At 63.4% G+C, this 19,791-nt stretch carries 19 protein-coding genes; 15 read left to right on the forward strand and 4 right to left on the reverse strand.

Annotation, left to right across the window (positions count from 1 at the left end; all coding sequences use genetic code 11):
* The first annotated feature begins 1 nt into the window (after position 1).
* The 15 genes from ACQG3P_RS11410 to ACQG3P_RS11480 all read left to right on the forward strand — a co-directional run bounded on the left by ACQG3P_RS11410 (position 2) and on the right by ACQG3P_RS11480 (position 15,874).
* Positions 2–1,660 (forward strand): type IV secretory system conjugative DNA transfer family protein, encoded by a 1,659-nt coding sequence (locus ACQG3P_RS11410; RefSeq protein ID WP_426805121.1) that lies wholly within the window; start codon positions 2–4, stop codon positions 1,658–1,660.
* Between the two features lie 406 nt (positions 1,661–2,066).
* Complete coding sequence (locus ACQG3P_RS11415) at positions 2,067–2,525, forward strand: hypothetical protein (protein ID WP_068852741.1); 459 nt, start codon at positions 2,067–2,069, stop codon at positions 2,523–2,525.
* 41 nt (positions 2,526–2,566) lie between these two features.
* Positions 2,567–3,688, forward strand: coding sequence for a virB8 family protein (locus ACQG3P_RS11420; protein WP_095362703.1), 1,122 nt, complete (start codon positions 2,567–2,569; stop codon positions 3,686–3,688).
* The gene (locus tag ACQG3P_RS11425; protein ID WP_093535996.1) at positions 3,685–4,461 is read left to right on the forward strand and encodes a TrbG/VirB9 family P-type conjugative transfer protein; all 777 of its coding nucleotides are present in this window, start codon (positions 3,685–3,687) and stop codon (positions 4,459–4,461) included. Before ACQG3P_RS11420 ends, ACQG3P_RS11425 begins: the two co-directional genes overlap by 4 nt.
* Positions 4,458–5,711 carry a TrbI/VirB10 family protein gene (locus ACQG3P_RS11430; RefSeq protein ID WP_426805100.1) on the forward strand — a complete coding sequence of 418 codons (1,254 nt, stop codon included), beginning with the start codon at positions 4,458–4,460 and terminating at the stop codon, positions 5,709–5,711. Before ACQG3P_RS11425 ends, ACQG3P_RS11430 begins: the two co-directional genes overlap by 4 nt.
* 15 nt (positions 5,712–5,726) lie before the next feature.
* Positions 5,727–6,776, forward strand: a complete 1,050-nt coding sequence (gene virB11 / locus ACQG3P_RS11435) for a P-type DNA transfer ATPase VirB11 (RefSeq protein WP_068852730.1) — start codon at positions 5,727–5,729, stop codon at positions 6,774–6,776.
* Positions 6,776–7,729: a transglycosylase SLT domain-containing protein gene (locus ACQG3P_RS11440; protein WP_426805101.1), complete on the forward strand. Its 954-nt coding sequence runs from the start codon at positions 6,776–6,778 to the stop codon at positions 7,727–7,729. Before virB11 ends, ACQG3P_RS11440 begins: the two co-directional genes overlap by 1 nt.
* A 45-nt stretch (positions 7,730–7,774) precedes the next feature.
* On the forward strand, positions 7,775–8,176 hold the full coding sequence (locus tag ACQG3P_RS11445) for a TrbC/VirB2 family protein (protein ID WP_068852724.1): 402 nt from the start codon (positions 7,775–7,777) through the stop codon (positions 8,174–8,176).
* Positions 8,169–8,477, forward strand: coding sequence for a type IV secretion system protein VirB3 (locus tag ACQG3P_RS11450; protein ID WP_083214171.1), 309 nt, complete (start codon positions 8,169–8,171; stop codon positions 8,475–8,477). Before ACQG3P_RS11445 ends, ACQG3P_RS11450 begins: the two co-directional genes overlap by 8 nt.
* Positions 8,478–8,566: 89 nt before the next feature.
* Positions 8,567–11,014: a VirB4 family type IV secretion/conjugal transfer ATPase gene (locus ACQG3P_RS11455; protein ID WP_068852720.1), complete on the forward strand. Its 2,448-nt coding sequence runs from the start codon at positions 8,567–8,569 to the stop codon at positions 11,012–11,014.
* 53 nt (positions 11,015–11,067) lie between these two features.
* Positions 11,068–11,889: a hypothetical protein gene (locus tag ACQG3P_RS11460; RefSeq protein WP_093535988.1), complete on the forward strand. Its 822-nt coding sequence runs from the start codon at positions 11,068–11,070 to the stop codon at positions 11,887–11,889.
* Positions 11,890–11,968: 79 nt separating this feature from the next.
* Positions 11,969–13,108 (forward strand): type IV secretion system protein, encoded by a 1,140-nt coding sequence (locus ACQG3P_RS11465; RefSeq protein ID WP_184126962.1) that lies wholly within the window; start codon positions 11,969–11,971, stop codon positions 13,106–13,108.
* A gap of 77 nt (positions 13,109–13,185) precedes the next feature.
* Positions 13,186–13,695, forward strand: a complete 510-nt coding sequence (locus tag ACQG3P_RS11470; RefSeq protein WP_249834365.1) for a DUF4189 domain-containing protein — start codon at positions 13,186–13,188, stop codon at positions 13,693–13,695.
* 36 nt (positions 13,696–13,731) lie between these two features.
* Positions 13,732–14,238, forward strand: coding sequence for a DUF4189 domain-containing protein (locus tag ACQG3P_RS11475; protein WP_426805102.1), 507 nt, complete (start codon positions 13,732–13,734; stop codon positions 14,236–14,238).
* Between the two features lie 751 nt (positions 14,239–14,989).
* Entirely contained in the window at positions 14,990–15,874 is an 885-nt protein-coding gene (locus tag ACQG3P_RS11480) for a hypothetical protein (RefSeq protein ID WP_426805103.1), read from the forward strand.
* 79 nt (positions 15,875–15,953) lie between these two features.
* On the opposite strand, the gene ACQG3P_RS11485 is transcribed toward ACQG3P_RS11480, so the two are convergent.
* From ACQG3P_RS11485 to ACQG3P_RS11500, 4 genes are all read right to left on the reverse strand, one after another.
* Positions 15,954–16,190, reverse strand: coding sequence for a DUF1653 domain-containing protein (locus ACQG3P_RS11485; protein WP_068852713.1), 237 nt, complete (start codon positions 16,188–16,190; stop codon positions 15,954–15,956).
* Between the two features lie 50 nt (positions 16,191–16,240).
* On the reverse strand, positions 16,241–18,031 hold the full coding sequence (locus ACQG3P_RS11490; RefSeq protein ID WP_426805104.1) for a putative bifunctional diguanylate cyclase/phosphodiesterase: 1,791 nt from the start codon (positions 18,029–18,031) through the stop codon (positions 16,241–16,243).
* 104 nt (positions 18,032–18,135) lie between these two features.
* The gene (locus ACQG3P_RS11495) at positions 18,136–18,504 is read right to left on the reverse strand and encodes a response regulator (protein WP_426805105.1); all 369 of its coding nucleotides are present in this window, start codon (positions 18,502–18,504) and stop codon (positions 18,136–18,138) included.
* Complete coding sequence (locus tag ACQG3P_RS11500) at positions 18,497–19,654, reverse strand: two-component system sensor histidine kinase NtrB (RefSeq protein ID WP_426805106.1); 1,158 nt, start codon at positions 19,652–19,654, stop codon at positions 18,497–18,499. Before ACQG3P_RS11500 ends, ACQG3P_RS11495 begins: the two co-directional genes overlap by 8 nt.
* Positions 19,655–19,791 lie beyond the last annotated feature (137 nt).

A 19,791-nucleotide genomic window follows, 5' to 3' on the forward strand; every position in this document is an offset into this window, starting at 1 on the left:
GATCGTTGTCACCGCTGTTGTCATCCTCTTGACCGCACTTGTTGGCTACTGCCTTGCCGGCTACCTCACGCTGCTGTTCCTCGGCCTCGATACCGGGCTGTTCAAGTGGAATACCTATTACCAGTACGTCCAGGCGATGGACCAGCCGGCGGTTGCGCCGTACCTGACCAAGATCAAGGCGGCGGGCGTGGTGGGTTTCAGCCTGCCCATCGTGGCCTGTCTGGTTGCGCTGTTCTTCGTGCTGAAGCCGAAGAAGAAATCCCTGCACGGCGATGCCCGCTTCGCGGACGCCGCCGACCTGGCCAGGCACGGTCTGTTCAAGAAGACCGACAACGGCATCGTGGTGGGCAGCTTCGGCGGTAAGCTGGTCCGCCTGAGTGGCCAGCAGTTCGTGATCCTCGCCGCGCCGACCCGTTCGGGCAAGGGCGTGGGCGTGGTCATTCCGAACCTGCTCGAGTACGGCGAGTCGGTGGTGGTGCTGGACATCAAGCAGGAAAACTTCGACCTCACCAGCGGCTGGCGTGCCAGCCAGGGCCATGAGGTGTTCCTGTTCAATCCGTTTGCCGAAGACCGCCGCACCCATCGCTGGAACCCGCTCAGCTACGTGTCCGACGACCAGGCCTTCCGCGTCTCGGAACTGATGAGCATCGCCGCGATGCTGTACCCGGATGGTTCGGACGAGCAGAAGTTCTGGATCAGCCAGGCGCGCAATGCGTTCATGGCCTTCACCCTGTACCTGTTCGAGAACTGGGACGACGAGCGTCGCCAGGGCTTCCCCGGCGGGCAGGGCACGCCGACGCTGGGCGCGGTGTTCCGCCTGTCCACCGGCGATGGCAGCGACCTGAAGAAGTACCTCAAGGCCCTGTCCGAGCAGAAGTTCCTGAGCGGCAATGCGCGTTCGGCATTCGCCAACCTGCTGTCGCAGGCCGATGAGACCTTCGCGTCGATCATGGGCACCTTCAAGGAGCCGTTGAACGCCTGGATCAACCCGGTGCTGGACAAGGCCACCAGCGCCAACGACTTCCTGCTGACCGACCTGCGCAGGAAGAAGATGACCATCTACATCGGCATCCAGCCCAACAAGCTGGCTGAAAGCCGATTGATCATCAACCTGTTCTTCAGCCAGATCATCAACCTCAACACCAAGGAACTGCCCAAGTCCAACCCGGACCTGAAGTACCAGTGCCTGCTGTTGATGGACGAATTCACCGCGATCGGCAAGGTGGACATCATCGCCTCGGCGGTATCCTACATGGCCGGTTACAACGTGCGCCTGCTGCCCATCATCCAGAGCATGGCCCAGCTCGACGCCACCTACGGCAGGGACGTCTCGCGCACCATCATCACCAACCACGCCTTGCAGATCCTCTACGCGCCGCGTGAGCAGCAGGATGCCAACGACTATTCGGAAATGCTCGGCTACACCACCGTGCGCAGGAAAAATGTCACGCACGCCCGTGAAAAGACCCACAGCTTCACCGAAGAGCGGCGCGCGCTGATGCTGCCGCAGGAGCTGAAGGCGATGGGCAATGACCATGAGGTGTTCCTCTACGAGGGCATTCCGCATCCGGTCAAGTGCGACAAGATCAAGTATTACCAGGACCGCTACTTCACATCGCGTCTGTTGCCGAAGACGTCGGTGCCTACGTTGGATCTGTAATCGTCATATGTGAAGGCATGTGACGTGCGTCAAAGAAACGCGGGATGAACGTTAAAAAATTGTCGCTTTTGACGTTGATTTGACGCGAATGTGTGGCATCGTATTTGTGATGGACGTTCTGTACGTCATGAATTTGTTGTTGAGACCAGTGCTGGAAGACATGCACTGAAGCAGTCAAGAGGAACATGGATGGCTTTTCTCGGGTTGGGTGTGCAGGCGCAGGGGCCGGACAGGCGTTCGGGGCGTTTACACACCAGACGGGGCGGGGGCCCGGTTGCACCGGTGAAAGGTGTTGCTCGCATCCAACGTTGCGTTGTCGGGCCTGACCTCAGGCCATGACACGTCAGCGTGTTGCCGTTTTTTCCCGGTTAAAAGCCGCTATTCCGTACGTCATAGGGAAGTTCGTATGAAGCAAGCGTTTCTGTCAAAGGGATCCATCAGCGTTGCCACCGCCGTTGCCGTGCTGCTGCTCGCCGGTTGTGCGACTCCCGACGCGCCGGATTTTGGCGGTCGCTGGAAGCCGGTGAACCGCTTCGCCAGCACCACCATGGAAATTCCGCTGTACACCAGCTACGTGTACCAGGCCTCGCCCATGGATGGCACCTTGAAGACCATGCTTGAACGCTGGGCCAAGGATTCGGGGATGACGCTGGATTACCGCATCAGCTCCGATTACACGCTGTATGGCGCGGTCTCCACGATCGGCACCACCAATCCGCAGCAGGCGATGATCGATCTCACTGCCGCCTATGCAGGGCAGGGCGTGTCGGTGTCCATCGTCGGCAACCAGATCGTCGTGCAGTCCGCCTCCGCCGCATCGCCGACCGCTGCCGCCGGCAGTGTCGACGCGTCCAGCGGAAGCTGAGTTCCGCGGCCCCTTGATGTTCCAGTAGTACGGATGACCCCATGTTCCGAAAGAAGGAAACAGGCAACACCCCCAAGGTCGACCAGGCGGTCGCCAAGGCGGTGAGCTACGAGTTGACCGTTGCCGACATGGCGCGCCGCAGCGAGCGCCGCGCCTGGTGGGTGGCGACCGGTTCACTGGTGATGTCGCTGGCGTTGGCCGGCGGCTATTACTACATGCTGCCGCTGAAGGAGAAGGTGCCGTTCCTGGTGATGGCCGACGCCTACACCGGCAACGCAACCGTGGCCCGGTTGGCGGGTAATTTCGGTGACGGATCGATCACCGCCAACGAAGCCATCAACCGCAGCAACGTGGCCCAGTACGTGCTGGCGCGCGAGTCGTTCGACTCGGCGGTGATGGGCCTGCGCGATTGGGACCTGGTGTTCACGATGTCGTCCGAGCCGGTCGCCGCCACCCAGCGCCAGCGCTATGCGAACAACAATCCGCAGAACCCGGTGTTCGTGTATGGCACCAACAAGGCAATCCGGGTCAAGATCCTGAGCATCACGCCGCTGGCCGCCGAAGGCAATGGCAGTTTCCGCGGCGCCTCGGTGCGCATCCAGCGCAGCCTGCTCGACAAGACCACCGGGGTCTCGCAGTTCCTGGACAACAAGCTGGTCACGATGCGTTTTGATTACCGCACCGACCTGGCGTTGAGCGAACAGGACCGGATCCTCAATCCGCTGGCGTTCCAGGTGACCGAATACCGCGTCGACAACGACTACGCCCGTGGCGTGCCGGTGCCCGACGACGCCGATATGGCCAGGCAGGCCAACCAGGCGGCTGCGGCGCAGGCGGCACAGGCGGCAGCGGCTGCCGCCGCGGCAGCGCCGGTGTACGACCCGAACAACCCGGCCACCGCCACCATGATCGACCCGGCCACCGGCCAGCCGGTTGCGGTGCCGGCCCAGGCCGTCCCCGGCCAGATGGTGGTGCCGGGGCAGCAGGTGCCGGGCCAGATGACGGTGCCGGGCCAGGTCCCCGCGCAGCCGATGCAGCAGCAATACCCCGGGCAGGCAGTGCCGGGCCAGGCGATACCAGGACAAGTCGCGCCGCGGCAACCGGCCAACGTGCCGGCACAGAACATTTCCACCGGAACTGCTGAGGGAGCAAGCAACCGATGAGTAGTAGCAAACTTTGGTGGGCCGCATTGGCCTTGGTGCCGATGATGTCCCTGGTCTCCGCGCCTGCGAAGGCCCAGGTGGTCGACCACTACGAATACGAACAGGACCGCATCTATCCGGTGCGCACCGGCCTGGGTCTCACCACCCAGATCGAACTGAGCCCGAACGAGAAGATCCTGGATTACAGCACCGGCTTCAGCAGTGGCTGGGAGCTGACCCGTCGCGAAAACGTGTTCTACCTCAAGCCGAAGAACGTCGACGTGGACACCAACATGATGGTGCGCACCGAGACCCATTCCTACATCTTCGAACTGAAGGTGGTGGCCACCGATTGGCGCCAGCTGGAACAGGCGCGTCGTGCCGGCGTGCAGTACAAGATCGCCTTCAGCTACCCCAGCGATACCGAGTTCGGTACCGCCCAGCAGGCGGTGGATGAAGAGGTCAAGCCGCTGCTCAGCTCGGAACTGGCCAAGGATCGCCAGTACAACTTCGACTATTCGTACTCCACCCGCCGCGCCAAGAAGATGGGCTGGCTGATTCCGGTCAATGCCTACGACGATGGCCGTTTCACCTACCTGAAACTGCCGGCGTCGCCGGAGTACAAGACGGGCATTTTCCCGGCGGTGTTCGGCCGTGAGAGCGAGTACGGTGAGGATTTCGTGGTCAACACGACGGTGGAGGGCAATTCGCTCATCGTGCATGGCACTTATCCCTACCTGGTCATCCGTCACGGTGACAACGTCGTTGGTCTGCGAAGGAACGTGAAGAAATGAGCCAGCACAACACTCCCGGCAACGAGCCGAACCGCGGCCGCGACGACGGCGACGCGCCGAGCAACCCGTATTACGGCCAGAACGTGGCCGACAACAATCCCAACCTCGATGCCGCCGCGCCGCAGCTGCGCTCGGCCGAGGAACAGCGCCTGAACCGCAAGGCGCTGGCGTTCCTGGGCGGCATCCTGGTGCTGATCATCGCCATGGGCTTCCTGCTCCTGCGCAAGAGCAGCGACGATCAGGACGGTCCGGCCAAGGTCAACGAACAGGCCCGCGTGTCCACGCCTGAACTGCCGACGGCGCAGCCGGTGCTGCCGCAGGCCCCGGTGGCCGATGCGCAGCCCATTGAAATGCTGCCGCCGCTGCCGCCGCCGGAACAGGACAACCCGTACCGCACACCGCCGGCCATTCCCAGTGACATGGGCATGTCCAACGAACCGCGTCAGCCGTCGCTGCTGGACCGCCGCATGGCGTCGGGCAACGGCGTGGGTGGCAGCAATGGGGCGACTGGGGCCGAAGGGCAGGGTGGCCTCGGTGGCCGTCCCGATGACGAGTACACCCGCGCGATGATGGCGCAGCTGCCGGGTGCGCAGCAGCCGGCACCGGCCAAGGTCCGCCGCGGTCCCGACGTCGAAGACGTCTCCAGCGCTGCGTTCATCCGCAGCCCGGATGCACTGCTGGTGCGCGGCACCTACCTGCGCTGCGTGCTGGAAACCCGCATCATCACCGACGTCTCCGGCTTCACTTCGTGCCTGCTGACCGAACCGGTGTATTCGATCAACGGCCGCAGCCTGCTGCTGCCGAAGGGTTCGAAGATCTACGGTGCGTATGGCGGCGGCCCGAAGGGCAAGCGCGTCGAAGTGATCTGGGACCGCATCACCACGCCGAACGGCATCGACGTGGCGATGTCCAGCCCGGGTATCGACCAGCTCGGTGGCGCGGGCCACCCGGGCGACTACAGCGCCCACTGGGGCAGCCGTATCGCCTCGGCGCTGATGATCAGCCTGATCGCGGACGCCTTCAAATACGCCGCGGCCGAACACGGTCCGGAGACCACCACCATCAGCAGCAACGGTTTTGCCGTGCAGTCGCCCTATGAGAGCGCCACCGCGCGCAGCATGGAGCGGCTGGCCAACGAAGCGATGAGCGAGCGTCGCCCGCCCACCGTCACCATCAACCAAGGCACCGTGATGAGTGTCTACGTGGCCAAGGACGTCGATTTCAGCGACGTGCTGCCGCGCCGCCGCTGATCGCCTGGACAGAACATGGACGCCGAAGTGGCCCCTGTAGCCGACGTTTCCAGTGAGTTTCTCAGGTACCAGTACGAGGTTCTGGGCATTCACCAGTACATGACCTCGCCCGATGTGACGGAAATCTGCATCAACCGTCCGGGCGAGGTGTACCTGGAAACGCGTGACGGATGGCAGCGTGTGGAAGTTCCCACGCTGACCTTCGAGCGTGCGCGCCAGTTCTGTACCGCCGTGGTCAATGAAAGCAACACCGGCCAGCGCATCACCGACGTCGATCCGGTGGTGTCGCTGACCTTCCCGACCGGCCAGCGCGCCCAGTTCGTCATCCCGCCGGCGTGCGACGCCGGCAAGGTGTCGATCACCATCCGCCTGCCGTCCAAGCACACCAAGACCCTGGAGCAGTACCAGAGCGACGGGTTCTTCAACCAGATCCTGGAGCAGGGCCACGCGCTGAGCGAACAGGACCAGGAACTGCTCGCCCTGCGCCAGAACCGCGATTACGCCGAGTTCTTCCGCAAGGCGGTGCAGTACCGCAAGAACATCGTGGTATCCGGTGCCACCGGCAGCGGCAAGACCACCTTCATGAAGTCGCTGGTCAACCACATCCCGGCCAACGAACGCCTGGTCACCATCGAAGATGCGCGCGAGCTGTTCATCAGCCAGCCCAACGTGGTGCACCTGCTGTACTCCAAGGGCGGGCAGAGCGCCAGCAACGTCACGGCCAAGAGCTGCATGGAAGCGTGCCTGCGCATGAAGCCGGACCGCATCATCCTGGCCGAGCTTCGCGGCGATGAAGCGTTCTACTTCATCCGCAACTGCGCCTCCGGCCATCCCGGCTCGATCACCAGCTGCCACGCCGGCAGCCCGGAACAGACCTGGGACCAGCTGGGCCTGATGGTGAAGGCCTCGGCCGAAGGCTCCGGCCTGGAGTTCTCGGTGATCAAGCGCCTGCTGAAGATGACCATCGACGTGGTCGTGCACATCAAGGCGCATGCCGGCAGCCGCTACATCACCGGCATCGATTTCAGCCCCGAACGCGCGTTGGCCGCAGGGAGTGATGCCTGATGCTGCCCGGTCTTGAAGCCATGGTGTGTCCGGAAATGGCCGTGTCCATGGACGTGATGCAGCACGTGATCAACGTGGAATCGTCGCGCAACCCGTACGCCATCGGCGTGGTCGGCGGCGCGCTGGTCCGCCAGCCCAAGCAGCTCGATGAGGCGCTCGCCACCGTGCGCATGCTGGAAGAGAAGGGCTACAACTTCTCGGTGGGCCTGGCCCAGGTCAACCGCTACAACCTGGCCAAGTACGGGCTGGACTCGTACGAGAAGGCGTTCCAGCAGTGCCCGAACCTGCAGGCCGCCTCGCGCATCCTGGCCGAGTGCTATGGCCGCTCGGGCAAGGACTGGGGCAAGTCCTTCAGCTGCTACTACTCGGGCAACTTCACCACCGGTTTCCGCCACGGCTACGTGCAGAAGGTGTTCGCGTCCATTTCGCGTCAGCGCGGCAACATGGTCGCCGCCAACGGGGCCGCGCCGATCGACGTGGTCAGCCGTGCACAGCGCCGCGTGGTCGACGTGGCCCACCACCCGCAGTTCAGCGGCCAGCCGCAGGGCGTGGCCGAAGCGCGCGTGCAGGCCATGCAGGCGCTCTCGCCCACGTATGCACAGGCCGTCGTGCCGGTGGACCCGGCGCGTGCCTACGAGGTCTACCCCTCCACCGGCGCGATGGTGCGCGGTGGCCTGGTCCGCACCGCCGACGCCGCGCTGTCACGCGTGGTGATGGGGGCCATGGACCAGGTGGTGCCGCAGCCGCAGGCCGCCCAGATGCCCGCACCGCAGCCCATCGCCCAGCAACCAGTCGCACCGCAGCCCATGCCGGCACAGAACGACGCCGGCCCGGTCGTGGTGCGCGCCTGGAGTGAACGCAATGCCCCGGTGGCATTACCCGCGCAGGCCGTGCCTGCGCAGGCCATGCCGGTACAGAACATCCCCGCTGGGGATGAAGCCTTCGTGTTCTGAAGGACCGATCCAGTCGTGTTAGACCATCAACAAGGAAAACCCACCATGAAGCGTAACAACCTCGATATCGCCCAGGCCCAGCGCACGCTGAAGACCGTGCTGATGGCCGCTGCCTTCGCCGCTGCCGTGTTCGTGCCGGACGTGTTCGCCCAGTCCACCAACTTCGGCGGCACCGACACCAAGGTGTGCGGCTTCTTCTCCAACATCAACGGCCTGCTGAACATCGCCTCCATCGCCGTGGTGACCATCGCCGTCATCTTCGCCGGCTACCAGATCGCCTTCGCCCACAAGCGCATCGGTGACGTGGCCCCGATCCTGATCGGTGGCCTGCTGATCGGCGCCGCTGGCCAGATCGCCAAGATGCTGCTCGGTGACGGCGGTTCCAGCTCCTGCGCCGGCAGCGCCACCGGCGCCATCATGAACGCCGTCCAGTACTACAGTGCATAAGAACGTCCTGTTCCGCGGCTGCACGCGGCCAGCGATGTTTCTGGGCGTTCCGTACGTCCCGTTCTTCCTGGTCGCAGGCGGCTTGCTGTTGCTGAGCATGTACATCGACATGCGGCTGTTGATCACCATCCCGATTGCCATCTTCATCCTGCGTCACATGGCAAAGCGCGATGAAATGATCTTCCGCCTGATCGGGTTGCGCCTGCAGTTCAAGTTCCGCGCGCGCAACCTGCAGCAGCACGACGGAATGTGGGTGTTCACGCCCAACCATTACCGCGACAAGCCGCCGCCGTCGGACTGACCACGGCACGCTACAGGCCGGGCAGGCGATCACATCGCCTGCCCGGTGCAGGCCCCGCACCATCCCCGCAGCACCCTTTGGAAGCGCCCATGTTCAGTCCCGATACCTCGATCAGCGAATTCATTCCCCTGTCGTCCCATGTGGCGCCGACGGTCGTCAAGACCACGGGTGGAGACTTCCTGCTGACCTGGCACCTGGAAGGCCTGCCCTTCGTAGGGCGCGAGGATTGGGAGCTCGAACACCGCCACAACACCTTCAATCGACTGCTGCAGACCCTGCGCGCACCGGATTTCGTCAACGTCGCCTTCTGGGTGCACGACATCCGCCGTCGCCGCCAGCTCAAAGGCAGCAGCAAGTTCTCCCAGCGCTTCAACCAGGACGTGTCCGACCAGTACATGGGCATGCTGTCCTCGCAGCGCATCATGCAGAACGAGCTGTACCTGACCATGATCTACCGGCCGGTCGTGTCCGGTAAGCGCTTCATGGACAAGTCCTCCAGCATCACCCAGCTGCAGGCCGAGCAGGACCAGTCCGTGGCCAAGCTGCTCGAAATGGCCGGCAACGTGGAAGCGGTGATCCGCGACTATTCGCCCTACCGGATGGGCATGTATGAAGCCAAGAACGGCATGGTCTTCTCCGAGACCCTGGAGTTCTTCGGCTACCTGCTCAACCGCGTCGACGAGCCGGTACCGGTGCTGTCCGCGCCGGTCAAGGACTACCTGCCGATCAGCCGCCACATGTTCTCGGCCAAGACCGGCGATTTCGTGATCAGCACGCCCAACGGCGTCAATCACTTCGGCGCCATCCTCAACATCAAGGAATACGCCGAGGGCACCTATCCGGGCGTGCTCAACGGCCTGAAGTACCTCGACTTCGAATACGTCATCACCCATTCGTTCAGCCCGATGGGCCGCCAGGACGCGCTCAAGGTGCTCGACCGCACCAAGGGCATGATGATCTCCTCCGGCGACAAGGCGGTGAGCCAGATCGTCGAGCTCGACCAGGCGATGGACCAGCTGTCCTCCGGCAACTTCGTGCTGGGCGAGTACCACTTCATCATGGCCGTCTACGCCGACAGCCAGGAAAAGCTGTCGCAGAACATCGCCACCACCCGCGCCGAGCTGTCCAACGCCGGGTTCGTGTCGACCAAGGAAGACCTGGCCGTCACCGCCTCGTTCTATTCGCAGTTCCCGGCCAACTGGCGCTACCGCACCCGCCTGGCCAACATCAGCTCGCTGAACTTCCTGGGTCTGTCGCCGCTGCACAACTTCGCCACCGGCAAGCAGCACAACAACCCGTGGGGCGACTGCGTGACCACGCTGCAGACCACCAACGGCCAGCCGTACTACTTCAACTTCCACGCCACCCACCCGTCGGAGAACTCGCTGGGGGAGAAGGCCATCGCCAATACCATGGTGATCGGCAAGTCCGGTACGGGTAAGACCGCGCTGATCAACTTCCTGCTCAGCCAGGTCCAGAAGTACGACCCGTCGCCGACCATCTTCTTCTTCGACAAGGACCGCGGCGCGGAGATCTTCGTGCGCGCCTGTGGCGGTAACTACCTGGCGCTCGAGAACGGCCAGGCCACCGGCTTCAACCCGTTCCAGTGCGAGAACAATGAAGCCAACGTGCAGTTCCTGGCCGACCTGATCAAGGTGCTGGCCAACAAGCACGAGTACAGCGCCCGCGAGGAAGAGGACATCTTCCGCGGTGTCGAGAACATGCTCGATACCCCCATGCACCTGCGCAGCATGACCAACTTCCAGAAGAGCCTGCCCAACATGGGCGACGACGGTCTGTATGCGCGCCTGCGCAAGTGGACCTCGGGCAACTCGCTGGGCTGGGTGTTCGACAACCCGGTCGACACCGTGGACCTGAGCCGCGCCAACATCATCGGCTTCGACTACACCGACATCATCGACAACCCCGAAGTGCGCGTGCCGGTCATCAACTACCTGCTGCACCGCCTGGAATCGCTGATCGACGGCCGCCCGCTGATCTACGTGATGGACGAATTCTGGAAGATCCTGGACGGCGAGGGCGGCCTGAAGGAATTCGCCAAGAACAAGCAGAAGACCATCCGTAAGCAGAACGGCATGGGCATCTTCGCCACCCAGAGCCCGGAAGATGCGCTCAAGAGCGACATCGCCGCGGCGCTGATCGAGCAGACCGCCACGCTGATCCTGCTGCCCAACCCCAATGCCAGCCGCTCGGATTACATCGACGGGCTGAAGCTGACCGAGTCCGAGTTCAAGGTGGTCACCGCCCTGGACGAGCGCTCGCGCTGCTTCCTGGTCAAGCAGGGCCATGCCGCCAGCGTGTGCCAGCTCAACCTGCGTGGCATGGATGACATCCTGTCGGTGATTTCGGCCTCCACCGACAATATCGACGTGATGCACCGCGTCCTGCTCGACGCCGCCCAGCGCGAGAAGGTATCGCAGGCCGACCTCACCCCGGACCAGTGGCTCAGTGAGTTCTACAGGAAGCGCAAGGGCTCTGGAAAGCCCGCCGGGACACGACAGGACGCCGTTGCCTGACGGTCCCCCGGCCGATCAGGGACAGGCTTTCGCCGCATTCGATGGAGATAATTATGGACATTGCCATGAACAAAAACACGACCCGCCGCCGTCACTTCAGCTTCCGCCTGGCCGCCCTGTCGCTGGTGACCGTGCTGATGTGCAACGCGCCCGCGCCCGCCTACACGATGCCCGTGGTCGAAGTTGGCCCGAGCGTGTACCAGCAGATCATGAACCAGATCAATACCTACAAGGCCGAGATCACCGCGTACGCCTCCAAGGCGCAGGACGCGGCCGAGTACGTCGAACAGCGCACCCGCTGGATCCGCACGCTGGAGCAGTATGCGCAGGCGTTGGTCCAGGTGCAGGCGGTACTCAACAACTTTGGCATGCCGCAGGGTATCGCGCTCACTCCAGTGGCGGACAACTATCTGGTTGCGCAAAGCTGTGGCGGTACTACCGACCTGAGCGTCACCGGCCTGTTCAAAACCTTCGTCTTCAACCCGAAGGCTGATTTCAAGCAGCAGCAGACACAAATCTGCGTGAACATCCGCATGATGCAGAACCGGAAGTACAACGAGGCGGTCAAGTTCATGACCGAATCTGTGCCGCTCATGCAGTCGTCGCTCACCCGGATTTTCAACATGCGTATTTTCAGCAACAGCCAGGGCAACGTGCAGGGCACGGACAGTGAAGCCCTTCGCATGGCCAACGACCTGGCGGTTCAGGCGCAGATTTGGCAATCGCGGATGCACTCGTACGACGCCTACATCGAGGTGATGGAAGCCAACCAGAAGGTGGTTGCCGAGAACGCCCTCAAAGGCGATACAACCAACCAGATCATCGGGACACTGGTGAAGACCGCCGCCCTCAAGGGCGCGCTCAGCGTCAAGTAACTCGTCCAAGCAGGTTCAGCGGGTCTGCAAAGTAATGCCGGACCCAAAGCAGTAGCAGCATCACCAAGGGATTGTGGAAATGTCGATCAGGTCGATTGCCAACGTTTTTGATTTCTCGGGCGGATTGCAGGATCTGCTGGGCTACGCAGTGCGTGTCCAGTCGATTGGCGACTTCGTTTTCTTCAAGCTGATCCTGGATTACCTCCGCGCGCGCATCAACGATTTCGGTATCGACATGATGGGCCGCATGATGGCCTGGGTCGGTGGTATCGCCTTGATCCTGATGACTCTGTGGGTGCTGATCCAGGGCTACCGCATCGTCACCGGCCAGAGCCGCGATTCAATGATGGTGTTGGTCACCAACATGGCGCGCGCGGCACTGATCATCAGCGTAGCCACCTCAATGGCGATGTTCGGCAGCAGCGTCAGCGACTTCCTGACCAAGGACGTAGGCGGCCTGATCACCCGCGTTGTAACCGGCGAGGGCGGCACCGCTGAAGACCAGATCGACAAGAGCCTGGCATGGATGCAGGTGGCGTTGTCCAGCATCGATGCGATCAAGGTGCTGGACGATGGCGGATTGCGCGAGGAGAAGACGCGCGCCATGTGGTTCATCGGCATTGGCACGGGCGGCCCGGCCGTGACGGCTGGCGCCATGCTGCTGCTTTACCAGGTTGCAATCGCGCTGTTCATCGGGTTCGGGCCGCTCTTTATTCTGTGTCTACTGTTCGACCAGACCAAGCAGTTCTTCCAGAAGTGGTTGTTCTATGGCATAGGCACCATGTTCTCCATGGCGGTGCTGTCGGCCATGGTCTCCATCGCGTTGGACATGGTCATTCGTGTTTCGGCGGCATTCTGGACATCGTCGCTGATCAACAGCTTCTTCCTCGATGATGCGATGAGCGACGGCATGACCAGCCAGGCCATGCAGCAAGGTGGCATGGGCCTCATCCTCACGACACTGATTCTGACTGCGCCCCCAATGGCCGCGATGTTCTTCCAGGGTACGTTGGGTAGCTTCATGGCATATTCCCAGATAGGTGGCTCGGCAGCCGCCGGCCCGCAAGGCCAGCCGCCGGGGTCGTACACTCCAGCGCAGACCAAGAATGACGATGCAGGATCAGTAGGCCAGGTGGTACAGCCAACCGTGAGGAGCACTTCTGAGGCCGGAAGTACCGCCAGCGGGTCTGGAAAGTACGGCAACGCTGATTCACGGTGAGACACGTTCAGCGGCGTTGCAATGACACGAGAGGTGGAGGTTCTTGTATGCAAAACAAGCTTTTGTTTGCACTGTTGATGCTGGTTCCCTTTGCGGCACTCGCGGAGGGCAATTGCCCACCTGGCCACTACCCAATTGGAGGACAAGGCGTTCAAGGTTGCGCCCCTATTCCGGGCGGCGGAACGGGCGCGAATGGTGTTTCTCCTCGACCAACCGGGAAGTGGGAAACGCGCTGGGGTGCGATTGCTGAAGACAAGTCTCCCAGTCCAGGTGCACCTCTCGCTACGGGGGCGGCTGTTTCCCAAAAGTCAAAGCGCGCCGCGTCGTCACTTGCGATGGATGAGTGTAGAAAACAAGGCGGGAACAAGTGTGAAGTTCGTCTCGCCTACTACAACCAATGCGCTGCAATAGCGGATCCTGGCACTTCGTCTGGCGTCATAGCTGGTGGCACTTCCATTGCTGCGCATGCGGAAACGCTTGAGCAGGCAAAGGGTCTGGCAGTTCGTGACTGTAAGCAAGCGAATGGCGGTGGCGACTGCACCGTCTCTTATTCTGCGTGTAGCATGTCCGAGTTCAAATCTTTCTGAATGGCTTGTGCGCTTGAACGGAATCAGGAGCGGCCTGTGATTCGAGTACTGATTGTCCTTGTAGGTCTGGTATTGCTTCCTGTGACCGCGATCGCGGAAGGACGCTGTCCTCCCGGTCAATACCCGATTGGGGTGCAGGGCGTTCAGGGATGTGCGCCAATCCCCGGTTCCGAATCAGAAGCGGGTTCGGGTTCTCCACGTCCCACAGGTGTTTGGCACAAGACGTGGGGCGCAATTGCGATCTCGACCGATGGAGCGGCAGGTGCATCGACGGGCAAGCTCAGCAAGGCTGACGCAGCGAAGGACTCCGAGGCAAACTGCGCGAAGAGTGGCGGCCGTTCCTGCAAGGTTGCTTTCACATTCAAGAATCAGTGCGGTGCAGCGACGGTGCCAACTTCCGGGGATGGTGGTACAAGTTTCGGTCGCGCCGAAACCAAGGAGAAGGCCGAAGAGCTGGCGATGGACCGGTGCGCTTCCGATGGTGGTATTGGATGCAATGTGATCTACGCAGCCTGCGCGCAGCCTGAGTTCGAGTCGTATTGACATTGCCCCGTGCGGACAATCGAGTGATCCCGCATTGAATCAGGTTTTCTCGGCGAGCGTCCAAGTGTGGTTCGATGCGCGCCTTGGGGCCCTTCGTCAGGTAAGAACATCGCGCTGGACCGCTGCGCCAAGTGCGGCGGGGTAGGTTGTCGCAGGATACATTCCGCGCGTGCCAAGCCGAAGTTTGAAGCATTCTGAGAAGGTGTGTCTCGTAGTTTAATTTTTCAGGTTCAAGGACGACATCATGCGACATTCTCTTGCTCTATCTCGGTGTTCGGCTGTTCGACTTCCGGCATGCTTCCTGGTGCTGTTGCCGATCGCGTTTTGCTCTGCTCATGCCCAGACGGCAGCGGTGGTCGACGAGGGGGGCGGTGCTGCTTCCCCGGTAGGTGTACCCGCTGCCGCTGAATCGACCGGTGTGCAGGAGGTGGCGGCTGTCGCTCAGCCTGCCTTGGTCAACCTGCCTGCGACGGTGACTCCGGGCATCGAGCCGAGGCCGGTGGAGCCGGCGCCCTCGCGACCAGCCACTGCGGTTGACGAAGTAGAGGCTGAAGCTTCGACTCTAAGTGACCCGACCGCCGCTGATGCTCCGGCCGCAGCGCCCGCTGCGCCGATCGGTGCTGCGTCCGTTGCAGGAGTACTTCATGGGGCCCAACCCCCGGCGAGTCCTTCTGCACCGGTCAACGCGGACACTGCAACTGTAGCTGCCGACACTGCTGCTGCGGTCGGTCCGCGAGGCGAGTCATCACCTTTGGTCGAACCGGCGCCCGTCGCTCCGCGCCCGCTGCCTATCCCCACGCTCGCCAATGACAACAACCAGATCGAGCGTCAGCTCGGTGCGCGTTGTCCGAACGACCTTGCAGCGCGTCTGGCCACCCAGGCGGACCTCCTGATCGGTGCCTGCCAAGGCACTCTGCCGCTGCACCTCTCAGCGTTGCTGGTGGCCATTCCGGAACAGCAACTGCTGCTGCCGCGCGCGTGGCGCGAGCGCGAGGTCAGGCAGAAGGGCTGGTTCAAGGCCGTCCCGGGCTACGGGCTGCGCCCGGACTTCCTGGCGGTGCAGGGCGATGTCTGGGTGCGTTCGTTAGAAGGCGCTGACCCGTCCACCACGGTGTACCTGGTGTCCGGCCCGTTCGCGTGTGCCGACAACCGCGGCCCCGACGCCGAGCCGGTCAAGACGGTGCGCCTGCCGGCCGGCAGCTGCCGCGAGGGGCTGGTGCAGCAGCGCGTCTACCGCGTGAGTGCTGGCGCGGCGCCGGCGGACATCACCCAGCAGGCGCTGCCGGCAGAGCCGCTGCTGTCGGATGCCGACCGGAAGCGTTACGGCGCCGACGGCGCACGCGTGCAGCTGGATGCGGGCAAACTGCAGTTTGGCCCGGCGGTGCGCTGGTATGTGGACGTTGGCACCACCGAGAAACCCGAGCCGCGTAGCTACGGCGAATGGGGCCGGTTGCACCTGGGCTTCGCGGTCTGGAATGGCGAGCGCTTCGAGCCGCGCGATACCGTGCCGCGCGCGGTGTGGCCGTGCGATCCCGTGGCACCGGGCGACGCCAGCTGCGGTGCCTACGCCGATGCCGGGCGCGACCCGTTCATCGTGGTCGGCGCCTCGGCCCAGGGTGTGACCGCGACACCTTGAGTCCATGGCTTTGATCCCGTAGCAAAAAGCGCCCCTCGGGGCGCTTTCTTTTTGTGCGCGCAGCGGGGACTGCGCCAGCTCAGCTTTGGTCCACCAACGCGAACCGTGGCCGCAGCACACCGTCCACTTCGACCTGCGCGGTGAACATCTCATACGGCCGCACCCACAGTCCCAGGTCCTCGTCGAGCGGGCGATACAGCACCATTGGCAGCAAGGTCTCGCTGTGGCGCACCACGTCGATCACCTGATAGTTGCCGCCCTTGAAATGGCGGTAGTGGCCCGGGGCAAGGACGGGCAGGGGGACTAGGTCGGACATGGGAAGCGCCAGATAACGGAATGCCGCCATTATCGCAACCCGACGCCGGCCTAGTCGCTGTCGATATCGCTCGGGGGCCCGGCGCGACAGGCCAGCACCAACTGCGTGACGGCATCGGCACTCATCGGCCGGGCCAGGTAATACCCCTGCGCCTCGTTGCAGTCCCACAGCCGCAGCAGCGACAGTTCGGACTCATGCTCCACACCCTCGGCCACGGTGCGGTAGCCCAGCTGCTGGGCGAGCCGGATGATGGCCTCCACCTTCAGCCGCGCGGTACGCGATCGCGCCAGGCCGGTGACCAGGCTCTGGTCGACCTTGATGTGGCTGATCGGCACTTCGCTCAGGTACCCGAAGTTGCTGTAACCACTGCCGAAGTCGTCGATGGCGATGCGCACGCCGGCAGCGGCCATCGCGCGCAGCTGGGGCAGGGCGGCGGGGTGGCTGTGCAGCCACTGGCCTTCGGTGATCTCTACTTCGATCTGTGAGGGCACCAGCCCGTTCGCCTGCAGGCGCTCGGCCATGCCGGTCCACAGGTTGGCGTTATCGAAATCGCGCGGGGACAGGTTGATCGACAACGTGAATCCCGGCAGCAGCTGCTGCCAGCGCGCCGCCTGCGCGAACGCGTGCTCGATCACCCACTGGCTGAGCGCCGGCATCAGCGCGGTACATTCCAGCACCGGAATAAACTCACCCGGCGTGATCGGTCCCAGCATCGGGTGGGTCCAGCGCAGCAGCGCTTCGGCCGACACCGGCTGGCCATCGCGAAGGTCATAGCGCGGCTGGTAGACCAGGCTGAACTGGTCCTGGGCCAGCCCGCGCGCGGCATCGGAGGCGAGCCGGTAGCGGCGGCGCAGGTGCGCATCGCGGTCGGCCGAATACCAGCACAGGCACGCGTCGGTCTGGAGTGCGTGGTTCAAGGCCACCATGCATTTGCGCACCAGGTCGCCGGCTTCATCCGGATCGGCACGGAAATCGCACAGCCCGGCGTGGAACTGCGGTGACATTGGAATGCTGCCGACCATCAACGGCCGCCGCATGCGCTCGCGCAGCCGCTGCATCAACGCCTCGACCTGCGCGTGGTCGTGGTTGCGCACCACAAAGGCGAACCGGGTGGAGGCCACGTGGTAGACCTGCACGTCGTCGGTCAGCACTTCCTGCACGCGCAGCGACGCCTGCCGGAGCAGGGATTCCACCGGTTTGAGGCCCAACGCCTGGCCGGCGTCATTGGCGCTCTGCAGGTCGAACACATCCAGCAGCACGCCGGTGAACTGGCTGCCACCGTCCTGGCGGCCGAGCACGCTCAGGTCGGCCTGGAACTGCTGGCGGTTGGGCAGCCCGCTGATCGGCTCGCGCCGGCCCAGCGACATCTTCAATTCCATCTGGTTGACCACGATCCGCGCCAGGGTCTGCAGCTGGCGCTGCTCATCGGCGGTCAGCACGCGCGGGGTGCGGTCCATCAGGCACAGCGTGCCCAGCGCGATGCCGTTTCGGGTCACCAGTGGCGCGCCGGCGTAGAAGCGCATCTGCTCGGGGCCGGCCACCAGCGGGTTGTCGTGGAAGCGGGGGTCCTGGCGCAGGTCTTCGATCTGCAGGATCCCGCTGGACTGCAGCGCGCACGAGCAGATCGAGTGGTGGCGGTCGGTGCGTTCCAGCGCCAGCCCGACCCGCGAGATGAAGCGCTGCGAGTCGGCGTCGACGATGGAGATCAGCGCAATGGCGGTGCCGAAGGTAAACGCCGCCAGTTCGGTGACCGGGTCCAGCGAGCGCCCCAAGGCGGGATCCATCACGTTGAGCGCTTCGATCAGCGCAATGCGTTCCAGATCCTGGCTGCGGTCGAGCATTCCGTGCGTCCTGTCAAACGGAGTACGCAGGTACTATCCCGCCGCGTTTGCAGTGCCGGTGTGAAGTGCGCCGTTCAGGTATGAAGCATTCACCTCGGCGCGCATCAGGTCGCCGGCGACGATTCCTTCAACAGCGTCATCAATTGCTTGAGCCGGTAGGGTTTCGGCAGGAATTCAACATTATCCGGAAGCGGCGGCAGCTGGGACCGTGCATAGCCGGACGACAGGATCATCCGGGCGTTCGGCAGGGCATTGGCGACATGCGCGCTCAGTTCCAGGCCGCTCATGCCTTCGGGCATGTTGACGTCGCTGAACACGACGTCGAAGCCGCCGTTCAGGTCGATCAATTTAACGGCCGTCGGGCCGTCGGTCGCCGTATGCACCTCGATGCCGAAATCACGCAATGCCTGTCCGATCAGCTCGCGCAGGTCTTCCTGGTCTTCGACCATCAAGACACGAAGGGGCTCAGACATGCGCGACTTCCTCTAGGGCAGGTAACAACAAACGGACAGTGGTGCCGTGTCCGGGGGCGGTCTGTACATCGACGAAACCGTCGCACTGGGACACGAAACCAAATACCTGGCTCAGGCCCAGACCGCTGCCCTTGCCGACTTCCTTGGTGGTGAAGAACGGTTCGCTGGCACGCTCGGCCACATCCGGGGGCATGCCATTGCCGTGGTCCGTCACCGCGATGGCTACATAGCGGCGCTGCGTGGGGTTGGCCAGGTCCGGGGCCAAGCGGTGTTCGGCCGTGGCACTGATGGTGATGGTCCCGCCCTGCGGCATGGCCTCGCAGCTGTTGAGCAGCAGGTTCAGTACAGCGGTATGCAACTGTACGCCATCGGTGGTGATTCGAGGTAGGTCGAAAGGCACTTCCAGACGCAGACGGATGTTGTCCGGGCAGGCCCGCTGCAGCACCGGCAGTTCCTGTTCGAACAGCCGCGCTACCTGCAAAGGCTCGCGTACCAGGGTCTGGTCGGCCGAGAACGCCAGCAGCTGGCGGGTCAGCAGCGAGCCCCGGTCGGCGGCGGCCTGGGCCATTTCGGTCAGTTCGCGGGTGCGCGCATCGGCGCCGGGGCGCAGCGAGATCAGGTCCAGCGCGTTGCCGATGGTGGTCAGCAGATTGTTGAATTCGTGCGCCAGCCCGCGCGTGAGCCGGCCCACGCCCTCGAACTGCTGCAACTGCTCGCGGGCACGCTGGGCGTCCTGCAGCAGGCGCTGGGCGTGGTAGCGCTCGGTGACGTCTTGGGTGACCTTGACGAAGCCGAGCAGGGCGCCGTCCTGGCGCACGGCTTCGATCACCTCGCTGGCGCGGAAGCATTCGCCGCTGCGGCGCACGCGCCAGCCTTCGCCAGCGTAGCGGCCATGCTGCTCGGCTTGGCCGAGGGTGTGTTCGGCGGTGCCGGAGGCGCGCTCGTCGGGGGCGTAGAACAGCCGCACGTGCTGCCCCATCACTTCTTCGGTGGAATAACCCTTGACCCGCTCGCAGCCCCGGTTCCAGCTGCGGATGCAGCCGTGCGCGTCAAGCAGGTAAATCGCGTGATCGGATACGTGATCGATCAACAGCTGTAACTGCAGACGATCATCAGCAAGCGGCGCGATATCGGTGACTGCCTGGACCACGGCGGCGGTTTTACTCCCCTTTAAGGGGCTGAACCGTAGAAGTCGCGATGTGAAGATAGTGTCAACATTGGTTCTGAACACGTCGCCATTTGGCGTATAACGCCCGAATTCACAGTTCGGTTAACATCGAACCCCTT

It is taken from the genome of Stenotrophomonas sp. SrG (assembly GCF_050031795.1).
Taxonomy (GTDB): domain Bacteria; phylum Pseudomonadota; class Gammaproteobacteria; order Xanthomonadales; family Xanthomonadaceae; genus Stenotrophomonas; species Stenotrophomonas rhizophila_A.

Coding starts and splice junctions, on each gene's coding strand:
- ACQG3P_RS11415 (WP_068852741.1), top strand. CDS start 2,067: ATGAAGCAAGCGTTTCTGTCAAAGGGATCCATCAGCGTTGCCACCGCC.
- ACQG3P_RS11420 (WP_095362703.1), top strand. CDS start 2,567: ATGTTCCGAAAGAAGGAAACAGGCAACACCCCCAAGGTCGACCAGGCG.
- ACQG3P_RS11425 (WP_093535996.1), top strand. CDS start 3,685: ATGAGTAGTAGCAAACTTTGGTGGGCCGCATTGGCCTTGGTGCCGATG.
- ACQG3P_RS11430 (WP_426805100.1), top strand. CDS start 4,458: ATGAGCCAGCACAACACTCCCGGCAACGAGCCGAACCGCGGCCGCGAC.
- virB11 (WP_068852730.1), top strand. CDS start 5,727: ATGGACGCCGAAGTGGCCCCTGTAGCCGACGTTTCCAGTGAGTTTCTC.
- ACQG3P_RS11440 (WP_426805101.1), top strand. CDS start 6,776: ATGCTGCCCGGTCTTGAAGCCATGGTGTGTCCGGAAATGGCCGTGTCC.
- ACQG3P_RS11445 (WP_068852724.1), top strand. CDS start 7,775: ATGAAGCGTAACAACCTCGATATCGCCCAGGCCCAGCGCACGCTGAAG.
- ACQG3P_RS11455 (WP_068852720.1), top strand. CDS start 8,567: ATGTTCAGTCCCGATACCTCGATCAGCGAATTCATTCCCCTGTCGTCC.
- ACQG3P_RS11460 (WP_093535988.1), top strand. CDS start 11,068: ATGGACATTGCCATGAACAAAAACACGACCCGCCGCCGTCACTTCAGC.
- ACQG3P_RS11465 (WP_184126962.1), top strand. CDS start 11,969: ATGTCGATCAGGTCGATTGCCAACGTTTTTGATTTCTCGGGCGGATTG.
- ACQG3P_RS11470 (WP_249834365.1), top strand. CDS start 13,186: ATGCTGGTTCCCTTTGCGGCACTCGCGGAGGGCAATTGCCCACCTGGC.
- ACQG3P_RS11485 (WP_068852713.1), bottom strand. CDS start 16,190: ATGTCCGACCTAGTCCCCCTGCCCGTCCTTGCCCCGGGCCACTACCGC.
- ACQG3P_RS11490 (WP_426805104.1), bottom strand. CDS start 18,031: ATGCTCGACCGCAGCCAGGATCTGGAACGCATTGCGCTGATCGAAGCG.
- ACQG3P_RS11495 (WP_426805105.1), bottom strand. CDS start 18,504: ATGTCTGAGCCCCTTCGTGTCTTGATGGTCGAAGACCAGGAAGACCTG.